Source organism: Natrinema gelatinilyticum (genome assembly GCF_024266705.1).
GTDB lineage: Archaea > Halobacteriota > Halobacteria > Halobacteriales > Natrialbaceae > Natrinema > Natrinema gelatinilyticum.
In genome coordinates, this window is the sequence record NZ_CP100756.1 from 2,228,649 (window position 1) to 2,251,655 (window position 23,007).

Annotated in this window: 22 protein-coding genes; 8 read left to right on the forward strand and 14 right to left on the reverse strand. The window is 63.0% G+C overall.

Annotated features, from left to right (window positions below):
• Window positions 1-107: 107 nt before the first annotated feature.
• The 10 genes from NJU76_RS10850 to NJU76_RS10895 form a co-directional block, all read right to left on the reverse strand.
• Complete coding sequence (locus NJU76_RS10850; protein WP_254528407.1) at window positions 108-1,421, reverse strand: ABC transporter ATP-binding protein; 1,314 nt, start codon at window positions 1,419-1,421, stop codon at window positions 108-110.
• Complete coding sequence (locus NJU76_RS10855) at window positions 1,418-2,548, reverse strand: ABC transporter ATP-binding protein (protein ID WP_254528409.1); 1,131 nt, start codon at window positions 2,546-2,548, stop codon at window positions 1,418-1,420. Before NJU76_RS10855 ends, NJU76_RS10850 begins: the two co-directional genes overlap by 4 nt.
• Window positions 2,548-3,666 carry an ABC transporter permease gene (locus NJU76_RS10860; protein WP_254528411.1) on the reverse strand — a complete coding sequence of 373 codons (1,119 nt, stop codon included), beginning with the start codon at window positions 3,664-3,666 and terminating at the stop codon, window positions 2,548-2,550. The genes NJU76_RS10855 and NJU76_RS10860 overlap by 1 nt, the downstream gene beginning before the upstream one ends.
• A 3-nt stretch (window positions 3,667-3,669) precedes the next feature.
• On the reverse strand, window positions 3,670-4,617 hold the full coding sequence (locus NJU76_RS10865) for an ABC transporter permease (RefSeq protein ID WP_254528413.1): 948 nt from the start codon (window positions 4,615-4,617) through the stop codon (window positions 3,670-3,672).
• 21 nt (window positions 4,618-4,638) lie between these two features.
• Window positions 4,639-6,285 carry an ABC transporter substrate-binding protein gene (locus tag NJU76_RS10870; protein ID WP_254528415.1) on the reverse strand — a complete coding sequence of 549 codons (1,647 nt, stop codon included), beginning with the start codon at window positions 6,283-6,285 and terminating at the stop codon, window positions 4,639-4,641.
• A gap of 184 nt (window positions 6,286-6,469) precedes the next feature.
• Window positions 6,470-7,039, reverse strand: a complete 570-nt coding sequence (hpt, locus tag NJU76_RS10875) for a hypoxanthine/guanine phosphoribosyltransferase (protein ID WP_254528417.1) — start codon at window positions 7,037-7,039, stop codon at window positions 6,470-6,472.
• Window positions 7,040-7,170: 131 nt separating this feature from the next.
• Window positions 7,171-8,343 (reverse strand): bifunctional phosphopantothenoylcysteine decarboxylase/phosphopantothenate--cysteine ligase CoaBC, encoded by a 1,173-nt coding sequence (gene coaBC / locus NJU76_RS10880; RefSeq protein ID WP_254528419.1) that lies wholly within the window; start codon window positions 8,341-8,343, stop codon window positions 7,171-7,173.
• Window positions 8,344-8,467: 124 nt separating this feature from the next.
• Entirely contained in the window at window positions 8,468-9,202 is a 735-nt protein-coding gene (locus tag NJU76_RS10885) for a competence/damage-inducible protein A (RefSeq protein ID WP_254528420.1), read from the reverse strand.
• A gap of 10 nt (window positions 9,203-9,212) precedes the next feature.
• Window positions 9,213-9,950: an NAD(P)/FAD-dependent oxidoreductase gene (locus tag NJU76_RS10890; protein WP_254528421.1), complete on the reverse strand. Its 738-nt coding sequence runs from the start codon at window positions 9,948-9,950 to the stop codon at window positions 9,213-9,215.
• 189 nt (window positions 9,951-10,139) lie between these two features.
• A complete protein-coding gene (locus NJU76_RS10895; RefSeq protein WP_254528422.1) occupies window positions 10,140-10,892 on the reverse strand; it encodes a helix-turn-helix domain-containing protein in 753 nt (250 codons plus the stop codon).
• A 776-nt stretch (window positions 10,893-11,668) separates the two neighbouring features.
• On the opposite strand from NJU76_RS10895, the gene NJU76_RS10900 reads away from it, so the two are divergent.
• From NJU76_RS10900 to NJU76_RS10910, 3 genes are all read left to right on the forward strand, one after another.
• Complete coding sequence (locus NJU76_RS10900; RefSeq protein WP_254528423.1) at window positions 11,669-12,133, forward strand: plastocyanin/azurin family copper-binding protein; 465 nt, start codon at window positions 11,669-11,671, stop codon at window positions 12,131-12,133.
• A 139-nt stretch (window positions 12,134-12,272) separates the two neighbouring features.
• Window positions 12,273-13,622: a sulfite oxidase gene (locus NJU76_RS10905; RefSeq protein WP_254528424.1), complete on the forward strand. Its 1,350-nt coding sequence runs from the start codon at window positions 12,273-12,275 to the stop codon at window positions 13,620-13,622.
• 2 nt (window positions 13,623-13,624) lie between these two features.
• Window positions 13,625-14,146, forward strand: coding sequence for an FKBP-type peptidyl-prolyl cis-trans isomerase (locus tag NJU76_RS10910; RefSeq protein ID WP_254528426.1), 522 nt, complete (start codon window positions 13,625-13,627; stop codon window positions 14,144-14,146).
• Window positions 14,147-14,511: 365 nt separating this feature from the next.
• Here the strand turns inward: NJU76_RS10910 and NJU76_RS10915 are convergent, their stop codons facing one another.
• Both NJU76_RS10915 and NJU76_RS10920 read right to left on the reverse strand, forming a co-directional pair.
• Window positions 14,512-15,327, reverse strand: a complete 816-nt coding sequence (locus tag NJU76_RS10915) for a CbtA family protein (RefSeq protein WP_254528428.1) — start codon at window positions 15,325-15,327, stop codon at window positions 14,512-14,514.
• 2 nt (window positions 15,328-15,329) lie between these two features.
• Entirely contained in the window at window positions 15,330-15,518 is a 189-nt protein-coding gene (locus tag NJU76_RS10920; protein ID WP_254528429.1) for a CbtB domain-containing protein, read from the reverse strand.
• A gap of 244 nt (window positions 15,519-15,762) precedes the next feature.
• Here NJU76_RS10920 and NJU76_RS10925 point away from each other — a divergent pair, with 244 nt between their 5' ends.
• The 3 genes from NJU76_RS10925 (at window position 15,763) to trkA (ending at window position 18,324) form a co-directional block, all read left to right on the forward strand.
• Window positions 15,763-15,963: a hypothetical protein gene (locus NJU76_RS10925; protein ID WP_254528430.1), complete on the forward strand. Its 201-nt coding sequence runs from the start codon at window positions 15,763-15,765 to the stop codon at window positions 15,961-15,963.
• Between the two features lie 243 nt (window positions 15,964-16,206).
• Entirely contained in the window at window positions 16,207-16,728 is a 522-nt protein-coding gene (locus NJU76_RS10930) for an SRPBCC family protein (RefSeq protein WP_254528431.1), read from the forward strand.
• A 258-nt stretch (window positions 16,729-16,986) separates the two neighbouring features.
• The gene (gene trkA / locus NJU76_RS10935) at window positions 16,987-18,324 is read left to right on the forward strand and encodes a Trk system potassium transporter TrkA (RefSeq protein WP_254528432.1); all 1,338 of its coding nucleotides are present in this window, start codon (window positions 16,987-16,989) and stop codon (window positions 18,322-18,324) included.
• Window positions 18,325-18,451: 127 nt separating this feature from the next.
• Here trkA and NJU76_RS10940 read toward each other — a convergent pair whose 3' ends face one another.
• Window positions 18,452-19,501 (reverse strand): NAD(P)/FAD-dependent oxidoreductase, encoded by a 1,050-nt coding sequence (locus NJU76_RS10940; protein WP_254528433.1) that lies wholly within the window; start codon window positions 19,499-19,501, stop codon window positions 18,452-18,454.
• Between the two features lie 99 nt (window positions 19,502-19,600).
• Entirely contained in the window at window positions 19,601-20,197 is a 597-nt protein-coding gene (locus tag NJU76_RS10945) for a heme NO-binding domain-containing protein (protein WP_254528435.1), read from the reverse strand.
• A gap of 353 nt (window positions 20,198-20,550) precedes the next feature.
• On the opposite strand from NJU76_RS10945, the gene NJU76_RS10950 reads away from it, so the two are divergent.
• Complete coding sequence (locus NJU76_RS10950; protein WP_254528437.1) at window positions 20,551-21,366, forward strand: prephenate dehydrogenase/arogenate dehydrogenase family protein; 816 nt, start codon at window positions 20,551-20,553, stop codon at window positions 21,364-21,366.
• Entirely contained in the window at window positions 21,363-22,937 is a 1,575-nt protein-coding gene (locus tag NJU76_RS10955; protein WP_254528438.1) for a small ribosomal subunit Rsm22 family protein, read from the forward strand. Before NJU76_RS10950 ends, NJU76_RS10955 begins: the two co-directional genes overlap by 4 nt.
• Window positions 22,938-23,007 lie beyond the last annotated feature (70 nt).

Sequence of the window (23,007 nt, forward strand, 5' to 3'; positions counted from 1 at the left end):
CGAACTCCTCGCGTACGGTGGTCGACGTACCCGGTCCAGATAGTGATGTCGGGTCCCGTTACCGGTGTGCAGTGATGGACCCGGGCATGTCGTCGATGTCGCGCTCGTTAGTCGTCGCTCGGCCCGCAGGAGGACTCTGGATCGCCTTCGAACTGGTCGTCGAACCGGTGGCACGCTATCGGATGAGCGGCTCGACCGGGTTCGAGCACTGGTTCGGTCGTTTCGCACGGCGTTTCGAACGCCGTCGCGAGGCCGTTCCGGGCAGCTTCGAGATCTCCAGCTTCGGCGGCCACGAGCGCGTCCTCGAGCGCGGTTTCGGCGGCGGGATCGGCAAGCTGCCGAGGGATCCCGTGTTCGTCACGAAGTGCTGTCGGAACGTCCACGTCGTCCCGGGATCCTGGGAGCAGCGCTTCGAGTTCCGTACCCCTCGACACCGCGTCCTCGAATCGGATTCGCAGCGCCATGATCGCCCGGAACGTGTTCGTCTCGAGGTCGTACTCGGCGGGTGGGATGACCTTCGGACAGCGTGTGTGGAACCGGCAACCGGGCGGCGGCGCCGTCGGAGCGGGGATGGGGCCCTCGAGGACGATCCGGTCCCCGTCCCAGCACGGGTCGGGTTCGGGGATCGCCGACAGGAGCGCTTCGGTGTAGGGGTGTGAGGGTTCGCGGAATACTTCGGCGGTGGACCCCGTTTCGACGAGTGTCCCGAGATACATTACGGCGACCCGGTCGGCGATGTGTTCGACGACCGAGAGGTCGTGGCTGATAAAGAGGTACGACAGATCGAACTGGTCCTGAAGGTCGGCGAGTAGGTTGAGGATTCCGGCCTGGACGGAGACGTCGAGCTCGGAGACGGGTTCGTCACAGACGACGAGTTCGGGTTCGACGGCAAGCGCCCGGGCGATACCGATCCGCTGGCGCTGGCCTCCCGAAAATGCTCGCGGATAGCGGGTCGCGTGCCTGGCCTGGAGTCCGACCGTCTCGAGCAACTCCCGAACCCGCTCGTCGCGCCGTGGTTCGGGAACGATGTCGTGAACCGCCAGGGCTTCACCGATGCTGTCCCCGACCGTCAACTGGGGATTCAGGCTGGTGACTGGGTCCTGAAAGACGTACTGAATATCGGCTCGCAGTTCCCGGAGTTCGGATCGGGGACAGTCGGTAATCTCCCTGCCGCGATAGGTGATCGAACCGGCGCTGGGCTCGAGTAGCCTGACGAGCGTCCGGCCGAGCGTCGTCTTGCCGCAGCCGCTTTCGCCGACCAGCCCGAGCGTTTCGCCGTCGCGAATCTCGAGGTCGACGCCGTCGACCGCCCGGACCGTTTCACTCCCGCCGAGGAGCCGGTCTACGAACCCCTCGGAGCTGGTGTAGTACTTCTCGATGCCCTCGGCCCGGAGGATCGCCTCGTCATCGGCCGCCGTCATTGCGACTCACCCCGTCGGCCGCGTTCCCGACGGCCGTCTCCGTCTCGTTCGGTCTCGTCACCGCCTCGGTCGCCTTTCTCGTTGCCGTCGCCATCCGCATCGTGGACGACTACCTCGTAGTCCAACCCGTCACTCAGGTCGCCGGTGTACTCGAGGCAGGCGGCGACGTGGGTCTCCGGATCGCTATCGTCGGTGGACCCGCCTTCGGTCTCCACGAGCGGTGGGTCGCGACGGGCGCAGACGTTCTCGGCGTACGGACAGCGTGGGTGGAACCGACAGCCGGTCGGCGGGTCGACGAGGTCGGGGGCCATCCCCGGGACGGTCGTGAGACGCTCGCGGTCGTCACCCAATCGGGGGGTCGAGGCCAGCAGCCCGACGGTGTAAGGGTGTCCGGGATCGTAGAATAACTCTTCGACCGGTGCCCGTTCGACGATCTGGCCGGCGTACTGGACCAGTACCCGGTCGCAGAGCTCCGCGACGACGCCGAGGTCGTGTGTGACGAGCTGAACCGCCGTTTCGGATTCTCGCGTGAGATCCGCAAGCAGTTCGATGAGCCCCGCCTGAATCGTGACGTCGAGACCGGTCGTCGGCTCGTCGCAGACGAGCAGGCTTGGGTCACACGACAGCGCCATTGCGATAACGGCCCGTTGTTGCATTCCTCCGGAGAGTTCGTGGGGATAATCGGAGTACCGCACGCCGGGATCCGGGATCCCGACCTGCTCGAGGAGGCCGATCGCCCGGTCGCGGGCGTCACCGTCGGTGACGGCTTCGTGGGCGCGGATCGTCTCCGCGATCTGTTCGCCGACGGTGTAGACAGGGTTAAGCGCCGCTCCGGCGTCCTGAAACACCATCGCGATCTCGTTTCCTCGAAGCGCCCTGAGTTCGTCGGCCGGCAGCTCGAGGAGATTCCGGCCCCGAAAGCGGATTTCGCCGCTGACGATTTCGCCGGCGTCTTCGAGCAATCGAAGTAGCGCGAGGCTGGCGACGCTCTTGCCGGCACCGCTCTCGCCGACCAGCCCGACCGTTTCGCCGTCGTGAATCTCGTAACTGATGTCGTCGACCGGGCGGACGACGCCGTCGTCGGTATAGAACTGGACGACGAGATCTTCGACCTCGAGCAGCGCCATCAGCGGAGTCGCCTCCGTTCGTCGGTGACGTCGCGGTGTGGATCGATCGCGTCGTTGATCCCATCACCGACGAGGTTGATCGCCAGGACGAACAGGAAAATCGCGAGTCCGGGGAAGACCGTCACGTGCCAGTCGCCCCTGATGAGTGAACTCCGACCCTCCGAGAGCATTGCCCCCCACTCCGCGCTGCCGGGCTCGAGACCCAGGCCGAGAAAGCCGAGCGCGGCCGCGGTGAGCACGACCGTTCCGACGTTGAGCGTCGCCTGAACGACGACGGGTGCGATCGCGTTCGGCACGACGTGTCTGGCGATGACGGTCCGATCGGGGACGCCGAGGCCCCTGGCCGCGGTGACGTACTCGCGTTCGCGGACCGAAAGCACCTCGCCGCGCAACAGCCTGGCGTAGCCGATCCAGCCGGTGACGACGAGGGCGAGTACGACCGTCCAGAATCCGCCGCCGAGAATCGGCAGCGGCTCGAGGATCGGAACGATCGCAATCGCCAGCACCAGAAACGGGAACGCGTACAGCACGTCGACGATTCGCATGATGGTTTCGTCGATCCAGCCGCCGAAATAGCCCGCGATCGCTCCGAGGGGAACGCCGACGCCGAGTGCCAGCACGACGGCAATAAAGCCAATGCTCAGCGTGTACCGTCCGCCGACGAGCACCCGCGAGAGTTGGTCGCGGCCCGCCCAGTCGGTCCCGAACGGATGCGCTGGGGACGGCGGCGCGTTTTGCGGCCCGACCAGCGTCGCGGACGGATCGTACGGGGCGAGGGAAAACGGCTGGAGCGAAATCGTTACCTCCGCCGTCGACACCTCGATCGGGCGGGCGAAGACCGCGAGCACCGCCATGACTACGATGATCCCGACACCGAACGTGGCCGACCGGTTCCGCCGGAAGCGCCGCCACGCGTCCTCGAGGCGACGTCCCGATCGCTCGGCCTCGACAGAGGCCTGCGTCTCCGTCGTCGGCACGTCGCTTGCTCGCGTCGCTGTCGCGTCGTCGACGGGCTCCTCGCCGCTCTCGTGACGGCGCCGCTGCCGATCCGAGACGGCATCGTCGAAGTCGACGATGCGAATTCGGCCGCGTTCGGCGGTGGAGTGTCGATCGCTCATCGTTCAGTATCGAATGCGTGGATCCAGCACCGCGTAGACGATATCGACGAGCAGATTCGCGAGAACGATCGCGACGCCGATACCGAGAACGGTCGCCTGGATGACGGGGTAGTCACGCTCGAGGATCGACCGAACCAGGAGTCGCCCCATGCCCGGCCAGGAGAAGATCTGTTCGACCACGACAGCGCCGTCCACCAGGAACGCGAGCTGAAGACCGGCGACGGTTACGACCGGGAGCAACGAGTTTCGAAGGACGTGTTTCAGGATCACCGTTCGCCCTCGAAGGCCTTTCGCGCGTGCGGTCCGGACGTACGCTTCGTCGAGTTCCCCGAGCATGGACGATCGGAGCAGCCGCGTGACGAGCGCGGCCGAGGCCGTGCCGAGCGTAATCGTCGGCAACACCATGAACTTCACCATCGCGAGGCTGGCGAGCGGTTCGTCCGGCGGAAGTACGCGAAACCACTCTAGCCGGACGCTGAAGACGAGCAGGAGGATGAGACCGAGCCAGAAGTTCGGCGTCGCGATCCCGGCGAGCGCGGCGAGTCGACTGAGTTCGTCGGCCGGCTCACCCCGTTTGACCGCGGCGATGATCCCCGCTGGCACCCCGATTGCGAGTGCGAGCAGCCACGCGGCACCACCGAGCGCGATCGTCGCCGGGAGTCTGTGGGCGATCGAGGTCGTCACGTCGCGACCGGTGACTGGCGACTGGCCGAAATCGAGGGTGACTGCGTCCCACAGCCACAGCAAGTACTGTTTCCACAGCGGTTGATCGAGGTGGTACTCGGATCGGATCGACGCCTTGACCGCGGGGCTGACGTCCCGAAAGCCACTGATCGCATCGACCGCATCGCCCGGCAACAGGTGGACGAACGAGAAGGTCAACGCGGTGACGCCGAGCAGGACTGGGCCCGTGACCAACAGCCGCTTGCAGGCGTATCGTCCGATCGACATTGTAGATTGTAGGAACCAGTGTTAGTTCGGGCGAACGTACTCGTCGGCGATCGCTTCCTGGAACGATTCGTCGGCGTAGTTCTCGAGTAGCGGCGAAATCGGTGTATAACCCAGTTGGCCTACGCCGTTGTAGACGGTTTCGAGTGTTTCCTCACGCGGGAGCAACATGTTGACGCCGCGTCGGACCGATCGCTCGGAGAACGGCGCCTGGTAGGCGGGATAGAGGATCATGTCGAACCCACCGCTTACGTGGCGACCGACGCCGTAGGCGTCGTCCTTTTCGAGCTCGGCGAGGCTCGCCGACGGAACGCCGGAACTGAAGTCGATATCTCCCCGTTCGAGCGCGCCCTGTCTGGCCGACCTTTCGGTGATTATCTCGAGGGTGACGGTTTCGATCGGTGCCGTCTCCGGGACCGTTTTGCTTCCCTCGAACCAGTGGTCGTCGAAGCGCCGCATCCGCCAGTGGTTGCCGCTGTCGTGTTCGACGAACCGGTAGGGGCCGGTCCCCATCGGTTCGGAGGCGAGTTCGTGGGTTCCGTCGATCGCCGCCTTCGGAACGATCGGCACGTTGAAGAGCGCGTTCTCGAAGGGACCGTACTCCCGCGAGCACTCGATGTCGATCGTGTGGTCGTCGACGATTTCGGAGTCCTCGTACCAGTCGTAGACGTCCCCTTCCCGAATCGCTCCCTCGTAGCGTTCGAACGAGCCCGAGACGTGTTCGGCCGTAAGCTCCTCGCCGTTGTGGAACTCGACGTCTTCGCGGAGCATAAACCGGTAGGTCGTGGCGTCGAGTTGCTCCCAGTCGGTGGCGAGCATCGGTCGAACGTCGCCATCGAAATCGACGCCGACGAGTTCCTCGTAGATGAGTGCCGTCGCCTGACTGGAGACGGTCCCGTTTATCGAGACGGGATCGTAGTTGTTGACGTCGCTGCCGAGGTCGCCGATGAACTCGCTACCATCCTCGAGGTCGGTGTACGCGTCGGCCCAGGGGGCGTACACTGCGTAGTACGCCCCTGTACGGAGCGGATACGTCTGCCAATCGGTAACGACGGCGTCGTCCCAGACGTGCGTCGTTTCGCGAAAGCGGAGGAACGACGCCGGCGAGTCCGCGACCAGTTCCTCCTGGAGACGTCGATAGATGTCGACCCGCTCGTCCGGATCGGTTTCCGTGAGGCCCGCGTCGATGTACTCGTCGACCGCCTCGCTCTCGTAGTGGCCGACGTTGAACCCGTTTGGCGTCCAGTTGTCCGAGTGAAATAACATGTCGACGTAGTCGCTGGGGTCCCACCCTCCGGTCCAGCTCGCGACGAACATGGCGTTTGCCTCCTTCTCGGCGGCGCTCAACATCAGATCAACTTGTGAGCCGAAGTCCCGCCGTTCGATCGAGATATCGAAAAATCCGGTGTCGTTGAGTTCGTCCCTGAGAAGTTGGGCGAACCGCTCTCGTTCCTCATCCTGTGTAATCGCGATCGCGGTCTGGAACGGCGGTTCGATACCCACGGCCTCGAACCCATCTTGGATCAGCTCTTCTGCCGGGCCGTCAGCTGTAACAGTGTTAAACCTGACACATCCTGCGAGTGCGACGACACCTGCAGTCCCCGTTCGCTTCAGGAATGAGCGCCGCCGCAACCGACTGCGCTCATCCGTCCCGACACTATTCCCGTCCATGATCAATTGGTTCATATCCTGACAACATATTCCTTGTGATGGGGGGCATAGACTGGCTTGGGACGCCAAATAATGGTGTTACGTGCATTCGAATGCTGGTTGTCTCGATCCTCGTTTGGCGTTGGTCCGGTGTTGGTTCGTGCGTTCGACCCGGCTTCAGCGAGACGGTTGCCGTACCGTTCGCCTACTGATCGCCTTCCTCGTCGACGATGACGACCTCGCCGTCGACGACGTCGACGTTGATCAACGTCTTGACGCTGTAGTTCGCATCCTCTACTTTGTTCTCTCCCCCGACCTTCTTGATAACTGCGACCGTGTCGACGACCTCCGCACCGATCTCGTCGAGCGCCGCGAGCACCGACGCGAGCGTGCCACCGGTGGAGAGGACGTCGTCGAGTACGAGTACACGGTCGCCTTCGCGCACGTCGTTGATATACATCTCGGTCTCCGAGTAGCCAGTTTGCTGTGAGATTTGGACTTCGCCTTCGAGGCCGTACTGACGCTTGCGAATGACCGTCAGCGGAATGTCCGTCATCAGCGAGACGGCCGTGGAGATGTGGATACCCATCGCCGCAGGCGTGACGATCTGATCGACGTCTTCGAGTTCAGCTTTCCGAATGATCCGGATGACGATCTCTCGAAGCAGCGTCGGATCGAGTTTCGGAACGCCATCGCTGATCGGGTGAACGAAGTAGTGATAGCCGTTTTTCTCGATGATCGGGGCCTCGAGGAGCGACCGCTTCAACTGATCCATGCCGTCGGTCGGACCGAAGCGGAGTAAAAGTTGACGATACGCTCGAGTGTTTCGCGGCCGACGACGAACGGGGGTGGGTGTGTCTGCTGGAGCGTCGTGGAGACTCGCTCTCGTTGCTCGGGCTCCCTCGATCAATCGGACCCCGAATCGTCGGTCAGCACCGTCGCGATCGATTCGGCGATCTCACTGCCCAGTTCCGCCTTCGTCCCCTCGTATCTGGCTGCGTCGGTCGCGTGGACCAGCAGGGCCGTCGTCGTCTCCGCGCCCATGACGCGTGCGTCGTTCGCAACGACGAACACGAGATCGGCACGTTCGAGGGTCTGACGGGCTTTTTCGATCATCGCCTCCTCGTCGCCGGAGGTTTCGGTCTTGAAGCCGACGATCGGGAGGTCGGGATACTCGTCGCGAACCTCGTCGATGAGCTTCGGCGTCTGCTCGAGTTCGAGCGTCAGTTCCCGACCCGACCGAATCTTCTCGTCTTCGCTCTCGACGGTGTAGTCGCCGATGGCGGCCGCCGAGACGAGCACGTCGGCGTTCTCGCAGGCCGCGGTCGTGGCCGCGAGCATCTCTTCGGCGCTCTCGACTCGACGAACCTCGGCGTACGGGACGTCTTCTCCGTCCTGAACGAGGGTCACGTCCGCACCGCGCACGTAACAGGCCTTCGCGACGGCTCGGCCCATCTTGCCCGACGAGCGGTTCGTGAGGAGACGGACCGGGTCGATCGGCTCGCTGGTCGCACCGCTGGTGATGACGACGTGCTCGCCCTCGAGCGGGTGATCACCCGCCGCGCGGGCGACGTCGCAGACGATCGCCTCCTCGCTCGCGATCTTTGCTTTCCCTTCCTCGATCCGCGGGGAGACGAAGTCGATACCCCACTCGGAAACGGTGTCGATCGCCTCGAGAACGCCGGGATGGTCGTACATCGGTTCGTGCATCGCGGGCGCGACGACGACCGGCATTCCGGCGCCGAGCGCGGTCGTCGCACACGTCGTTACGGGCGTGTCGTCCACCGCGCCGGCGATCTTTCCGACGGTGTTCGCCGTCGCGGGCGCGATCAGAAAGACGTCGGCCCACCCGTCGTAGCCACAGAGTTCGACGTGTTCGACGCGTCCGGTGATTTCGGTGACGACATCGTTCTCGGTGGCGAACTCGACGGCCCAGGGGTGGATGATCCCCCGTGAGCTGTCGGTCATCACCCCGCGAACCGCAGCACCCTGTCGTCGCAACTCGTGGGCCAGTTCGACCGTCTTGACGGCAGCGATCGACCCTGTTATCCCGAGCGCGACGTTGACTCCCTCGAGCATTCGTCTTGAGTTTCCACCGGGAGCGCTTCAAGCTTGCTGAGATGGGCGGACGCCGAGAGCGCGAACGCACGCCACGGCGTCCGCGAACCGAGGCTCTTCGGCCGCCGTTCGTCCCCGCGAGCGCTCACTCGTCCGTCTCGAGTTCGATTCGATCGGAGAGCCACGCGACCGCCGCGTCGACAGTTTCGGGGTCCGTCCCGGTCACTTTCAGCCTGTTTCGCCCCTTCGTGTCGGGATAGCTGCCGATCGTCACGTCGAAGCGGTCGCGCACGCCCGCGATCGCGTCGATCATCGATCCTTCCGGTTGCGGCGTATATACCGTTCGTGCGATCGCATCGCCGCGAAATTCCCCGGTGACGTCCTCGAACAACGCTCGCATCTCCGCGGGGACGCCCGGGAACGCGTAGACGTTCTCAAGGACGCAGCCTGGACAGAGTCCCTCGGGGTTCAGGAGCGGCCGACTGCCGGCCGGCAGCGCCGCCCACGCGTCCACGTCGATGTCGAGGTCGTGGGCCGTGACCTGTTCGGGGTTCGCGTCCCGGTACGCCGCCACAGTCTGGACGACGTCACGCCGAACCGAGTCGTAGACCACGAGGTCGCGGTCGAACGCGTCGGCGATCGCATCGACGGTGACGTCGTCGTGCGTCCCGCCGAGTCCGCCGGTGACGATCGCAGCATCGAACGCGTCCGTCCACGTTCGAACTTCCGTTTCGATGAGCTCTCGATCGTCCGGCACGGTGAGAATCCGGGCGACGGTCGCACCGCTGTCCGTCAATCGAGTCGCGAGCCACTGTGCGTTCGCGTTCGAGATATCACCGGCGAGCACCTCGTCGCCGACGGTCAGGATGGCTACCTCCATCGTCGTCGGCTCACTCCTCCGCGACGCTCGGGTGCATTGTCGGCACCTCGTCGAGCGGCTCCTCGAAAGCATCGAGTAGCCGCCCTCGAGCCCGATCGTCGCGTGCCTGCCGTTCCACGTCGTCGATCTCCTCGCAACACGGCGGCACCTCGCGGCCGCGGCCGGTGAAGTACCCCTCGGGGGCGACCCAGTCGTGGTAGAAGTTGGCGTCCGAATCGTGAATCACCGCGAGTCCGACTTTCGCCCCGTGACCGGCCGCGACGATCGCCTGGTGTGGTTCGTCCGCGAGCCGACCCGCGGCGTAGACACCGTCGACGGCCGTTCGACCCGCGTCGTCGACCGAGACGAAGTGCTTGCTCCCGCGCTGAATTCGGCCCACGTCCAGCGGGACCAGGTAGTCGCTATCGGACCACGAGGCCGCGATGACGCGTCGCGCCTCGAGCGGTTCGCCACCCTCTGTCTCGAGGACGAATCCGTCTTCGAGGATACGCTCGTTGACCGGCTCGGTGCTCGTCACACGAGCGAGTTCGAACTCGACGCCGGCGTTTTCGGCCTGTTCGCGACTCAGGCGCAGGTACCGTCGGGCGTCGATCCCGTCGGGGAAGCCGGGGTAGTTCTCGAGGCTGGCGTTGCGCGCGAGGATGGACTCGCCGCCGTCGACGACGAGCGTGTCCAGGCCCGCGCGAGCGGTGAAGATCGAAGCGGCGAGGCCGGAGACGCCCCCGCCGACGATACAGACGTCGTGCATGGTCCGCGGTTGTTCGGCCCGAGTATAGAAGATATCGTCTCCCACTGATACGGTCTGCTGTACCGATGTCCCGGTGCAACCGCAGGACGGTCGCGGTTGCACCGGCAATGACGTACAGTAGTCCGTATGAAGGTTCTCGAGTGGGAATCGAGGCCGCACCCACCGGACGGTCCGTGAATACGTCTCGGATTACGTGTGGTAGCTAACTTGCGTTTGGAACTTCTCGTCGGTCCGATGCAGGTATCCTTTCGCGAGTTGTGCTTCCGCCTGGCGGAGACGATAGGATACCGTCGACTGCGGAACGTCGAGGACTTCCGCGAGTTCACTGACCGTGATCTCTCGCGGCGTCTCGTAGTATCCGTGTTGGATGGCGGCCCGGATCGTGTTCCGCTGTTCTTGGGGTATCGAAACCGTTGCTAACGAATCGTAGTTCAATTGTTCGGCATCACAGAGTCGCCCGAGAGTAAATTGAATCCCCTCTTCGAGGCTTTTTTCCACCTGTTCGTGAAACACGTCGACGTTCTCGTCGGTCGGCATGAGCAAGCGCCACTTGTAGCAGTTGTCACGTCGCTGTGACTGGAATAGGCCACCGAGGTCGAGGTGACGGGCCGCAAGCGCCATCACGGAATCACAGGTGTGAAGCCGTTTTACAACTGAATAGAGCGCGAGCGTCGTCGGCGATCGCTCGAGTTTGTTGTGCTGGCGAACCGCTTTACAGTTCCTCTTCGTCATCTCTTCTCTCGGTGTCTCGTCGTTCAATCGGATGCGCTCGACGCTATCGAGTGCTGATGCTGACCCGAAGAACCGCTCGATAGACCATAACCGATCCCGTCGGACACAACTGGCGATAGACTCCGACGACAGCGTCGGATTCTCGATGAACGTGTCCATCAATGGATCGACACCGTCTTCGTACTCGAGTTTGAAAGTCAGCTCACGCATATGTTTGGTGTTAACAGTCAAGGTTTATAGACGTGCGTATACATAAATGTGCGTTATTAACACTTTGGGATAGCATATATTAAAATAGAAGTTACATGTCGGTACCTCTCGATTGGGCCCGAACAGCCTTTTAAATGTGATATCGTTGTTAGCTGTAATTGAGGGCGCTAAGCTCCCTTCTGCTCATGGCGACGCCGTTCGCATGGTCAGCGGGACCGACGGTCCCGCGCTATCCTCAGTGAGCGAAGCGAGCAGGGAGGGGATACAACGCCCGCACGTCTTGGTTTCGTGTGAATCGGCACCCTTATTATCTCTTTGGTCGAAGGTGAAAGTAAGATGCTCACCACGCTTTCGGCGTGGTTCACACGCGACAACAAGCGTGCATCGTCGGTTGTGGTCGAGTGTCCAACCGGTAGGAGTGGGACACTCCGAACCACCTGTAACGGGAAGTCGCCTGCGGAGTCTGGAACCGTCCGCAGAACGCCGTACGGCGTTCTGCCGGGCCGCACGAGACGCTCCGCGTCTTGTGGACGCTGTGGGATCTGTTCCTGCACGTTCCGACACAGAAACAGGACGCTCCGTCCGCACCAAGCGAGGGCCGGGGAGGCCCGAGCGCGGGAGGGCGGAGTAGTTCACCAAGCCGCCATTGATTCGCGGAGACGAATTGGTCTCGAAATCGTGTATGGTGAATGTCTTACTGGTATCAGAGTGTCGATCGGGTTGGTCTGTGCCAATTCAGGTTATTTGAACGCCGAAGACTTGCGATGGTGTGCAAGATGAACGAACGACGTACGTTCCTTCGGTCGGTCGGCGTAGTCACGATCGGGTCTGCCCTCGCTGGTTGTTCCGGGGGGCAAAACGACGGCCAACAGGATGACGAAGACGACTCAAACGGCGGTTCCGACGGCTCTTCCGGCAGCGGTGGTACGGAAATCGATGTCGGTCCAGAGGGCCGACTTCGGTTCGACCCCGAGGAAGTAGAAATCGCGACGGGCGATACAGTCAGGTGGATCGCGAAGAGCGAAGGTCACAACGTGACGAGTCACCCGGACGCATCGCCGAAGTGCAAAAACCCGGACGGTGCCGACCCCTTCACTTCGTACGAGGGCGACGATCACTTTGCCATCATGGAAGTCGATGAGACCTTCGAATACGAATTCACCGTCCCGGGTGAGTACGTCTACGTCTGTACTCCTCACGAGGGACAAGGAATGGTCGGAACGGTTATCGTTTCTGAATAACAGTTGGTGTACACCAGACGATGTTTGATATTGTCTACCACTCACAATAGAGAGCATGTCTGGCCAACAACCGGGCGATAAACACAGTTCTGACCGATGTTCGCTACGCGATCGATTCATCGAACGACGACGCTTCCTGATGGCAACGGGGTCCATGGCCGGAGTCGGCGTTCTCGCCGGCTGTGGAGCGAATTCCGACGGCAACGGAAATGGCGACGGAAGCGGAAACGGCGATGGCAACGGGAACGGCGATTCGCAACCCCCGCTCGCAGAACGGTATCCAGGGCTGCGAATTCTCTCGCCGGAACCCGAAAACGGGGAGGCCGCTGCCAGAGCGACGTACGCGGATTACATCACCCCGCGTGAAGAACACTACATTAGAAACCACTACCCGACTCCCGACATCGAAGAGTCCGAGTGGACCGTTTCGTTGACAGGCCTCGTCGACAGCGAAATCGATCTCTCGATGGAGGAGATAAAACACTCGTTCGGCACGGAGTCGGTTACCCACACGATGCAGTGTGCCGGCAACGGGCGGTCGTACTTCGACCCGCAGGTCGGCGGAAATCAGTGGAGTTTCGGTGCAGTCGGGAACACCGTCTGGACAGGAACCCCGGTCTCCGAAATCCTCGATGAGTACGGGGCAGAGACGAGTGACGGGTCCTTCCTCACCGTGATGGGTGGCGAACATCCGGAGGGTGAAGACGTTTTCTGTCGGTCGATTCCGATGGAGAAAGTGATGGACGACACCCTGTTGGCGTACAATATGAATGGCTCGCCGGTCTCCCCCGATCACGGATTCCCGGTGCGATTGCTCGTGCCCGGCTGGTTCGGCTGCAACAACGTCAAGTGGCTCAACCGGATGCACGTTATGGAGACGATGGTCATCGGCAACGAGTGGGAAGAAGAAGGTGCGCCAGAAGACGGACAGCGGACGTATACCCACTGGCAACAGTACTCATATCGTATCATCCCCGAAGAAGATTCGGGTGCAGAACACTACGAGGATATTCCTGTCTACGACACACGCGAACAGATGGAACAGACCGACGCGATCAACAACGCCTACATGTACGATCAAGTAGAGAAATCATTGATCGGGTATCCAGGGGATGGACAGACGGTATCCCCGTCACCTGCTGGAACGGTTGAAGTCATCGGCGTCGCGTGGGCCGGAGACGACGCTGTCCAGACAGTCGAAGTTTCCACGGACGGTGGCGACTCGTGGGGCGAAGCCGAATTCTTCGGTCCGGTCGACGGCGCCTCTGGCTGGCGGCAGTTCCGCTACGTCTGGGAGAATCCGTCTTCGGGTGATCACACGCTCGTCTCGCGAGCCACCGACGAACGCGGGTACACCCAGCCTGCGACGATTTCCGCCCCCGACGAACAACTCCGCTCTATCGCGGACGATACGTATCCGTGGAATCAGAAGGGGTACGGAAACAATGCATACATGCCCCATGCTGTTTCCTGCACCATCGAGGAGTGACCATGATCAGACCAGGCCAGATTGCAATCGTCCACCTGACCGGTCGTCTGATTGATGGCCCAGAGTCGGGACACGTGTTCGAGACGACCGACGTCGACATTGCGCTCGAGGAAGGCATCTATCACGATCACCGTGATTTCAAACCACTCGAGTTCCGCGTCGGGGAGGGCCACGTCCTCCCAGGAATCGACGACGCAATCCTGGGTATGACCGAAGGCGAAACGAAAACGTTCGTCCTCGAACCCGAAGCGGCCTACGGAACGGTAGATAAAAACGCGATCGTAACGGTCCCTCGAGACGAACTCGAGGATCGTAGCGATACGGTCGCCGAAGTCGACGAATTCGTCGAGAGCAAATCAGGTGACGTCGGCTGGATATCCGACGTCTCCGGCGACGAGGTGACTATCGATTTCAATCACGAACTCGCCGGTGAACGCGTGGAATTCGAAATCGACGTTCTGGAAACGCACGGGACTGATAGCGATCACGAAGGCGATCCCGTGGACGGCGTCGAAACCACCTGAACGTCGCCGTCTTCGACACCGTAGGCTTCGGAGAGCAGCGGCTCGGACTGACGACGGTCGAGGGGGTTATTCGGCTCAATCAATTTCTTCCCGCCGTTCGTAGCCTTCTACGGTGTATATCTCGACGTCTCGCTCGGCAGGCTCGATTTACACCTCGCAACTGCTCACAACGCGCCCGAAAACTGGCCGCTGTCGCCGTGCAAAAACCGCTCGCACCTCTCCGCTCTCGAGGATCGTTGGATCGGTCGTCCGTATTTGGCGGCCGCGGACCGGTCGGTGGGTAGTACCCGGCGTCCCGGCCGCGCGTACAGCCCAGTTCGGTACCGGTGAGCTCGGTTTCGCGGACCAGCTCGATTCGGGCCACGTCAGTCCCCCACGACGGCCGAATCGGGATTCGAGGTCGCGAACTCGGCGCTCGAGTCGTCCGCCGATCGGAATTGCGCGTGTGTCGTCGCGAGCACCAGCCACACCAGTACCTGTCCGAACACGAACAGCCCGGTCAGACCGGCCCGCAGGTCCGGTGACAGCGCGCCCTCCACGGCGTTCGTCGGCGCCAGGACGGTCGGAATCGCGAGCAGCGCGAACGGGACCGCTGCGCCGACGGCGGCGATTGTACCGCCGTTCGATTCGCGCAATCGATTGTAGACGCCGCCAGCGAGCAGACAGGTGAGACCGCCGGCCACGATCATCCCGCCGTACAGCAGGAGACGGGTCTCTGTCGGTAACGACTGCTGGGCACCCGGTGATACCGGCGGAAGCACAAGCCACGGTGCACCTGAGGTGGTGACGAAACCGGCGATCCCCAGCACGTAGCTCTTGGTCGCTCCGGTACCCGGTATCGCCGGCTCGAGGAAATAGAACCCGATGCCGAACACGATTCCGCCGAGCAGGACGGCCCACAGGCCACCGGAGACGACGCTCACCGTCTTGTTTACTCCCATCGAAACGGCGGTATTCTGGTGGTTCGCTTCCCCGCTGCCGTCGTGAGTATCGTGCCCGTGACCGTGTTCAGCGTTCTGTTCGGAGCTGTGGCTGGTGTCGAGTCCGTCTTCTGTGGCGGCGTGATTCAGCTCGTCGGCGTAGGCGACGAGCGGGTTGGCGACGATCGCCATGAACAGGCCGAACACGAGACCGGCGACGAGCCCCGCTTTCACTCCTCGCGTGAGGTACTCGGCGAGCATGTTCAGTGACAGGTGATGCCAGCAGCGTGTCGGAAATTGTGCAGCGAGTCGTGGACCAGTGGTTCCTGTACGAACAGGAGCGTAAAGCCCAGTGCGGCGACCAGAAGGAAGCCGGCGGCCAATTGCGCCGGAGTGAGATGCGTCTGTGCGTATTCGATTCGCCCGTGAACGGTATCGGATGCCGTGGCCATACTCAATCTGAATTGTACAAGATCAATATTGGTTGTAAAAGTTTCGAAGAACAGTCGCCAGACCGACCGGTGACTACGCGGTCCCGCGAGATTCCGAGACGACGGCAGGGTATTGCACTTCGATCCTCGGGACGATGGGGTCGGCGATCATTCCGGACCACGGTGGACAGTAATCAGCAATCGGGCCGATCGATCGACGCGAACAGTCCCAATCGCTAAACGGTCGGATTCCGAGTTCGGCCGTATGGACGAACCGAACGGAGACGTCTCGAGTCGACGGAAGTGGCTCAAACTCGGGCTGGTCATCGCGTTCCTTCACTACGTCTCTCTTCTCCTCGTGATACTCCTCCTGCAGTTCAACGTGGCCCTCGCAGTGATCGTCGCCGTCAGTATAAGCATTGTCGGCGGCATCGCGCTCGTCGTGTTCGTCTTGTACATCTACTGATGGACTGGTGTTCTATTGCGTGTCTTACGTCGCGAGACGGGCTTGCTCTCCAGCCTCGCGACCCACCACCTGCCGATAGCGAATCGCATCGAGTCGGCGGCCCGACGCTCGAGGGTGTGTGCTGGCCCGTTCGAGTAGCATCGACGATTCCCCACGTGACGGTATGCGCCGTCGATCCGGACCCGAGTCGATGGCGATCGGCCGGAGAGTAATCCTTACGTTCGAACCCGCCCTACGACGGCCGTGGACAGAATTCTTCTCAGCACGCTCGCCCATCGGTCGCCCGAGGAGGTCTTTCCCTACGTGCGATCCTTTGCCGACTATACGCGATATACGGATCACCTGACGGACGTTCGGGTTCGTGGAAACGGCACAGTTGGCTCCGTGTACGACCTCGAACTTTCCTGGTGGAAACTCAGCTACACCGCTCGCTCGAAGGTGATCGACGTGTCCGCGCCGGAGTCGCTCGAATGGCGACTCGTCAGGGACATCGACGCCCACGGGGAGTGGCGAGTCGAACCGGAACCGGAGTCGGCACCGCCGACCGAAGAAACGGCCAGTCGGATCTACTTCGAGGCCCGTTACGATCCGCACTCGGCGAATAAAAACGCGATTTCGCTGCCGCGGTTCGTCTCCCTGGACTGGGTCGTCAAAAAAGTCGAGCCGAAACTCCTCACCGAGGCCGAGCAGGTCGTACAACGGCTGGTCGCAGACATCGAGGGCCGTCCGCGCGAAGTCGAGTTGACGGTTCACGAAATGCCGTAGCCGATGACGGCTGACGAAACGCCCTCGACAGGAGCACGGTTCTCCGCTCGAGTGCCCTCCCTCGTCACCATTTCACGACAATCGCGTCGATAACACTCCCGAACCACAGTCGTGATCGGTGAGCGGACGAACGAGAACTCCTGCGGTGCCTGCGGGGTGCGACTCATGGCTAACCGACTTACCGCTCGGAGTACTCCACGCTAGTATGGGTCGAATCTTCGCCGACTCGAGTTCGCGACATTCGCGGGTGAGACGCCGGTGCGCGTGATCGTCGTCGGCGCTGGACAGGTCGGCTCGAATATCGCCGAGAGCCTGGACGACGAACACGACGTCGTCGTGATCGACACCAACCCCGAGAAGGTGGAGTCGATCACCTACTCTCACGACGTACTGGCAATCGAAGGCGACGGGACGTCGATCGAGACGCTCGAGCAGGCCGGAATCGAGAACGCCGGCCTGGTCATCGCGAGTACCGACGTCGACGAGACGAACGTCGTCATCTGCGGCGCGGCCAAAGCCGTCGGCACGCCGTTTACGATCGCTCGGGTAAAGAAGACGAACCTCCTGCGGACCTGGGAACACTCGTCGGGGGCGTTCGGCGTCGATTTCATGGTCTGTACGAATCTCCAGACCGCAGAGACGATCGTCCGTATCGCGGGCTTGCCCGGCGCCCACGACGTCGATACATTCGCCAGGGGACTCGTCAGTATGGCCGAGTTCGAGGTCGCGACGGGGAGCCCGATCGCCGGCGAAACGGTCTCGGAGGCCGACCGCTACGCGTCGCTGACGTTCGCCGCCCTCTTGCGCGGTGACGACGTCATCGTCCCGACGGGCGATACGGTTATCGATGAAGGTGACGCCGTCGTCGTGATCGGATCCGAGGAGAGCGTCCGCGCGTTCGCGGACTCTCTAACGCCGGAACCGTCTCTCGAGGACGTCAACGAGATCGTCATCGTCGGCGGTGGTGAGATCGGTTACCAGACGGCCCGTCTCTTCGAAGAAGAGCGGCTCAAACTACGTCTCGTCGAACGCGATCCCGAACGAGCGCGCAAGTTAGCCGAGATGCTGCCGGAGACGCTGGTCTTGCAGAGCGATGCCACGGACATCGACTTTCTCGTTCGAGAGCACGTGGACGAGTCAGATCTCGTCGTCGCCACCCTCGAGAGCGACGAGAAGAACCTGCTCGTTTCGTTGCTCGCCAAGCAGATCGGCGCCGAGCGCACTATCGGTGTCGTCGAGGCCGGCGAGTACGTCGATCTCTTCGAGACGGTCGGGATCGACGTCGGGGTCAATCCGCGGCTCGTGACCGCCGAGGAGATCACTCGCTTCACTCGCGAGCAACAGACCGAAAACGTCGCCATGCTCGAGTCCGACCGCGCGGAGGTCCTCGAGATCGAGGTCGACCGCGACAGTCTATTGTTCGAGCGTCGGATCGACGACGTGATGGCCCAACTCCCGAGCGGAATCGTCATCGGGGCGATCACCCGAGACGAAGAACTGATCACGCCGCGGGGCGAGACTGTCGTCGAACTCGGGGATCACGTCGTCCTGTTCGTCGATACCAACGTGCTCAACGAGGTTACCGCGTCGCTGTGAACCGCCTCGGCCTGTTAGCTTACAGCCGCCCGTCGATTGCGCTACTGCAGCCCCCCATCTCTCGTGATCGCTACTCCACGCCCGTTTCCTCGTGATCGCCACCAGGCTATCTACTCTGCTAGTCTCACTACCCGGCTAGCGGACCGACGACACGCCGGCCGACCTCGAGGCCGTTGCGGAGCGCCGCGTGGACGCGTGCCTGACCGGCAACCCAGTCGCCGAGACAGTACAGCCCCTCACGTTCGGCGCGCCGGACGGGGTCGCCGTCGACGCCGTCGTCGGGTAACGCGTACCGCCAGCCCTGGTGATCGGTCCAGTCGGGGTCGCGTAGTCGCCGGTCGTCCAGCAGATCGGCGGTCAGTTTCGCGAGGCGCTTCTCGTTCGCCGTCGCCGGTTCGTCGTAGTGGTCGGCCGACCACTCGGGGTTGGCCTGGACGACTAGCAGCGACTCGCCGTCTGGGACGTGTCCGGGCTTACATTCTTCACGGCTGACCCAACCAACCTCGTGGTCCCTGTCCGTGTTGACGAGGGCGTAGTACGGCCGCTCGAGCGCGAACGGGTAGTGGAAGATTCCGCTCCAGATCGTGCGGTAGGGGACCCGCTCCGCGGCAGCCGCGAGCGAGTCGCGAGTTTCTGACTTCCAGTCGGCCGACCGGAGCAATTCGGCGGTCTGCGGTGCCGGCGGGTTCAGAAGGAGACGGTCAAACGGACCCCACGACCGTCCATCGTCGTCCTCGAGTCGCCAGCGTTCGGTTTCCGGCTCCCTGAGCAGGCCCGTAACCCGCGTCTCGCGGTGGACGGTCGCGTCGGTGCGAGCGAACAGTCGCTTCGCGATCTGGGTCAGTCCGCGACGGTACGTCCACTTGTGGTCGTCGCGGCCGTCTCCCTCCGAAATATCGCCGGCGCTGTCGAACGTCCAGACCGGTTCGGTGACGTCGACCAATCCGTCTGTGTCGAGCGTCTCCGTCAGTAGCGCTGTGACCTGCTCGTCGTCGGATTTGACGTAGTTCGCCCCGTAATCGTAGACGACACCGTCGCGACGCCTGGTCGCGGCCCGCCCGGAGAGTCCACGCGATTTCTCGAGAACCGTGAGTTCCGTCTCGGTCGCTGCGATCTCGAGCGCATAGGTTGCCGCTGCGGCCGCCGCTCCCGCGCCGACGATTCCGATTCGGATCATGGTCGTGGTTCGAACGCGAACGGGAAAGTACCCGTGCCAAACGGTGGACGACCGTCTATCCGTGGGCCAGTGTAACGTTTTCGAGACCCGCAGACGCCCTCACGTCGCCTCGAGGTGATCGTGGACCAGCCTGTTCGCCTGCAACGGATTCGTACCGTCGCCAACGGCGACGAGTTCGCACGACGATGCGCCCTCGTGGCGACAGCGGTGCTCGAAGACCTCGAGCGGTTCGTCGTAGTAGTCGCCGATTCCTTCGAGCAGTCCCAACGCGACCGCACAGAGGCCCCGTCGCGATCCGTACGTGACGAGGACGATGTCCGTGTCGACCCGCGTCGCCGAAATCTCCGGCGGCTCGTACTTGAGGGAGTCGCTGTTTCGGAGTACGTGGTGGATCGCACCTTCGACGTTTTCGATGAGGTCCAGCCCGGTCCACGCGTCGTCGATGAAGATGCCGTACATATCCACGAGCGTTGGGACGACGTAGCGACCGAACGTTCGGAGGAGTTCCGACTGTTCGATGCCGGTGTGATCGACGGCGACTTCGACGAGCGCGACCAGTTCTTCGTCTGGGTACGCGGAAACTGGGACGTACCGTCTCCCTCCGACTCCGGCGGCTTCCTGGAGTTGTCGCCAGGTCGCTCGGTCGTACGTCTCGACGACGAAATCTTTCAATCCCTTGAATAGTATACCGTGCATGTGTGGTCTTCTCGGTCAGAACCCGTTGTATCGCGGTTCGGCGCCGCGAGTCGTCCCCCCTTCCCGAGAAGCGCCTCTTGTCCCCCTCGCCGACAGGTCTCGTCGTAAATCGAGCATGTTTACGCCCTCCCACTCATCTCATATAATTATTTCCGTTAGATACCAAATCTTGCCGCAACCTCCCGGCACCGTCGTCAATCGGTGTCCGATCCGCGTCGCACCTCGAGTGGTCTCCCGATCGGGAGGCCCGTTCGCCTGACCGAACGGGTGACTGCGTTCTCCGTACATCTCGAACACTCACGCGAGCCGATCGATCGAACGGCTTTTGCAACGTCGGAAGGTAGAGTCGGCCGATGGAAGTACTGATCGTCGGCGCGGGGTCGATGGGAACGTGGTTCGGGGAAGCGGTAGACGCCCGGATCGCATTCGCCGACGTCGACGAGGCCACCGCGACCGCCGCGGCCGAGGCGGTCGGCGGCGAGGTCGCCGCCCTCAAGGGCGATGAGACGTACGACGTCGTCTGTCTCGCCGTGCCGATGACACACGTCACCGAGTCGATCCGCCAGCAGGCGGGACGAGCACGGCAGGCGGTCGTCGACGTCTCGGGCGTGATGGAGCCCGCGCTCGTGGCGATGGCAAATCACGCTCCCGACCTGGAACGTGTGAGTCTGCACCCCCTCTTTGCGCCCGCTCGCGCCCCCGGCTCGATTGCCGTCGTTCGCGACCGATCGGGTCCGGCGACCGACGAGGTCCTCGCCGCCCTCGAAGGGCGCGGGAACGTCTTACTCGAGACGACGGCGGCGGACCACGATCGGGCCATGGGGACCGTCCAGGCGGCGACCCACGCGGCGGTCCTCTCGTTCGCACTCGCCGCGGAAACGGTTCCGGACGGATTCGAAACGCCAATATACGAGGACCTTCGGCGACTCGCCCGGCAGGTGACCGCGGGAACGCCGCGCGTCTACGCCGACATTCAGGACACGTTCGACGGAGCGGGCGCGGTCGCCGACGCCGCCGCTGCGATCGCCGACGCTGACTCGGACGAACTCGAGTCGCTGTACCGAGAGGCGGCCACTCGATGGCACGACGGGAACGATGGCGAGGCAGACGAGATCAACGGTGAATCAGACGCCGGCAGACGCGGCGGTGGCCGCGGTGGTGACGGGTGACCGACCAACGTGAGGCCATCCGATCGAACGCGAAATACCTGCGAAATGTCCGGCCGATCGATCCTGACGAGATCTGTGAATACGTCGAGGGGACCCCCCACCCGGCTGTCGTCCGACAACACCTCCGAGAGGACGCGGCCGCCCTCGGCATCATCGAGCGCGAGGACGGCACCTTCGTTCCGGTCGGCGACGCCCCGGTTCGGCCCCGTCGAGAACCAGTGACGCGCGTCCCTGCCGAATACGAACGTCAGCTCGAGGAGGTGCTGGTCGACCGCTATGGGCCGAACTGGTACGATGGGGCGTCCGGGGACCTGCTGCGGTCGACGATCCGCCGGTTCAAGGCCGACTACCTCGACGGCCGCGCGGTCGAGTACGACGAAGACGTCGCGGCAGGATACGCGATTTACCACCTGCCGGGTTACTACGCGGCGGTCCAGTACGCGCTCGACGACCTCGCCGATCGGAGTCTGCTGGGTCGGAACCTCCGGGTGCTGGACGTCGGTGCGGGCATCGGCGGCCCCGCACTCGGACTCTGTGACTACTTGCCGGACGACGCCTTGCTCGAGTACCACGCGATCGAACCGAGCGCCGCGGCGGACGTCCTCGAAGACATGTTCGCGTCGACGAGTCGAAACGTCCACGCGACGATTCACCGGACGACGGCGGAAGCGTTCGATCCGAGCGCGACCGTCGGCGGCGCTGACGGGTCGGGCGATGGATTCGATCCCGCGGCGCCCGACGACGGCTTCGACCTCGTCCTCGCCTGTAACGTCCTGAGCGAACTCGACGATCCTGTGGCGGTCACGCGGTCCGTCCTCGAGACGCTCGCGCCGGATGGGACGCTGCTGGCGATGTCACCCGCCGACAAGAACACCAGTATCGGGCTGCGAGCGGTGGAACGCGAACTCGAGGGCGAACGGATCTGGGACCCCGCGGAGAGCGGTGTTGACGTCGACTGCGATACCGTCGACGGGTCGGCCACCCACCGTCTCGGCGCGGTGACCGTCTACGGCCCCACGGTTAGGCTCTGGCCCGGTGAAACCCCCTCGGACCGCGGCTGGTCGTTCGACGTTCGGCCGGACGTGGACGTCCCGAGGTTCCAGCGGCGACTCGATGACGCCGCATCGGCCGACGAGGACCACGCGCCCGGCGAATTCGTCAACGTGGACGTTCAGTTTTCCTACTCGCTGCTCCGACTCGATGGCCGACGCCGGATCGATATGGCGCTCGAGACGGCCAAGTGGGCGAAGATGGCCGAGATGGGCCACCACGTCCCCAATCGGATCGATCTCGTCGCGGCCAAACTCAGCCGGTCACTGAGCGGAACCGACGGCCGCGGTCGTGACGCCACCCGCGGCAGATCGAACCCGCTGTTCAAGATCAGCGACGGGAGCGAGGCACTCGAACACTACGCCGTTCTCACGAACGAGACCTCGCTGAACCGGCCGCTACTCGAGGCCGATTACGGCGAGGTCTGCTCGTTCGAAGGTGCCCTGGCACTCTGGAACGACGACGAGGAAGCCTACAACCTGGTCGTCGACGAGGAAACGATAGTCGACCGGATCGCCTGATCAACGAGGCGATGGTCGACTGGACCGCCTCGAACCGCAGACTGACAAAAACGGTGGGCTTTTCGCATTG

Bases quoted from the DNA above. Each gene is read 5' to 3' on its own strand.
- NJU76_RS10850 (WP_254528407.1), bottom strand. From the start codon at position 1,421: ATGACGGCGGCCGATGACGAGGCGATCCTCCGGGCCGAGGGCATCGAG.
- NJU76_RS10855 (WP_254528409.1), bottom strand. From the start codon at position 2,548: ATGGCGCTGCTCGAGGTCGAAGATCTCGTCGTCCAGTTCTATACCGAC.
- NJU76_RS10860 (WP_254528411.1), bottom strand. From the start codon at position 3,666: ATGAGCGATCGACACTCCACCGCCGAACGCGGCCGAATTCGCATCGTC.
- NJU76_RS10865 (WP_254528413.1), bottom strand. From the start codon at position 4,617: ATGTCGATCGGACGATACGCCTGCAAGCGGCTGTTGGTCACGGGCCCA.
- NJU76_RS10870 (WP_254528415.1), bottom strand. From the start codon at position 6,285: ATGGACGGGAATAGTGTCGGGACGGATGAGCGCAGTCGGTTGCGGCGG.
- hpt (WP_254528417.1), bottom strand. From the start codon at position 7,039: ATGGATCAGTTGAAGCGGTCGCTCCTCGAGGCCCCGATCATCGAGAAA.
- coaBC (WP_254528419.1), bottom strand. From the start codon at position 8,343: ATGCTCGAGGGAGTCAACGTCGCGCTCGGGATAACAGGGTCGATCGCT.
- NJU76_RS10885 (WP_254528420.1), bottom strand. From the start codon at position 9,202: ATGGAGGTAGCCATCCTGACCGTCGGCGACGAGGTGCTCGCCGGTGAT.
- NJU76_RS10890 (WP_254528421.1), bottom strand. From the start codon at position 9,950: ATGCACGACGTCTGTATCGTCGGCGGGGGCGTCTCCGGCCTCGCCGCT.
- NJU76_RS10895 (WP_254528422.1), bottom strand. From the start codon at position 10,892: ATGCGTGAGCTGACTTTCAAACTCGAGTACGAAGACGGTGTCGATCCA.
- NJU76_RS10900 (WP_254528423.1), top strand. From the start codon at position 11,669: ATGAACGAACGACGTACGTTCCTTCGGTCGGTCGGCGTAGTCACGATC.
- NJU76_RS10905 (WP_254528424.1), top strand. From the start codon at position 12,273: ATGGCAACGGGGTCCATGGCCGGAGTCGGCGTTCTCGCCGGCTGTGGA.
- NJU76_RS10910 (WP_254528426.1), top strand. From the start codon at position 13,625: ATGATCAGACCAGGCCAGATTGCAATCGTCCACCTGACCGGTCGTCTG.
- NJU76_RS10915 (WP_254528428.1), bottom strand. From the start codon at position 15,327: ATGCTCGCCGAGTACCTCACGCGAGGAGTGAAAGCGGGGCTCGTCGCC.
- NJU76_RS10920 (WP_254528429.1), bottom strand. From the start codon at position 15,518: ATGGCCACGGCATCCGATACCGTTCACGGGCGAATCGAATACGCACAG.
- NJU76_RS10925 (WP_254528430.1), top strand. From the start codon at position 15,763: ATGGACGAACCGAACGGAGACGTCTCGAGTCGACGGAAGTGGCTCAAA.
- NJU76_RS10940 (WP_254528433.1), bottom strand. From the start codon at position 19,501: ATGATCCGAATCGGAATCGTCGGCGCGGGAGCGGCGGCCGCAGCGGCA.
- NJU76_RS10945 (WP_254528435.1), bottom strand. From the start codon at position 20,197: ATGCACGGTATACTATTCAAGGGATTGAAAGATTTCGTCGTCGAGACG.
- NJU76_RS10950 (WP_254528437.1), top strand. From the start codon at position 20,551: ATGGAAGTACTGATCGTCGGCGCGGGGTCGATGGGAACGTGGTTCGGG.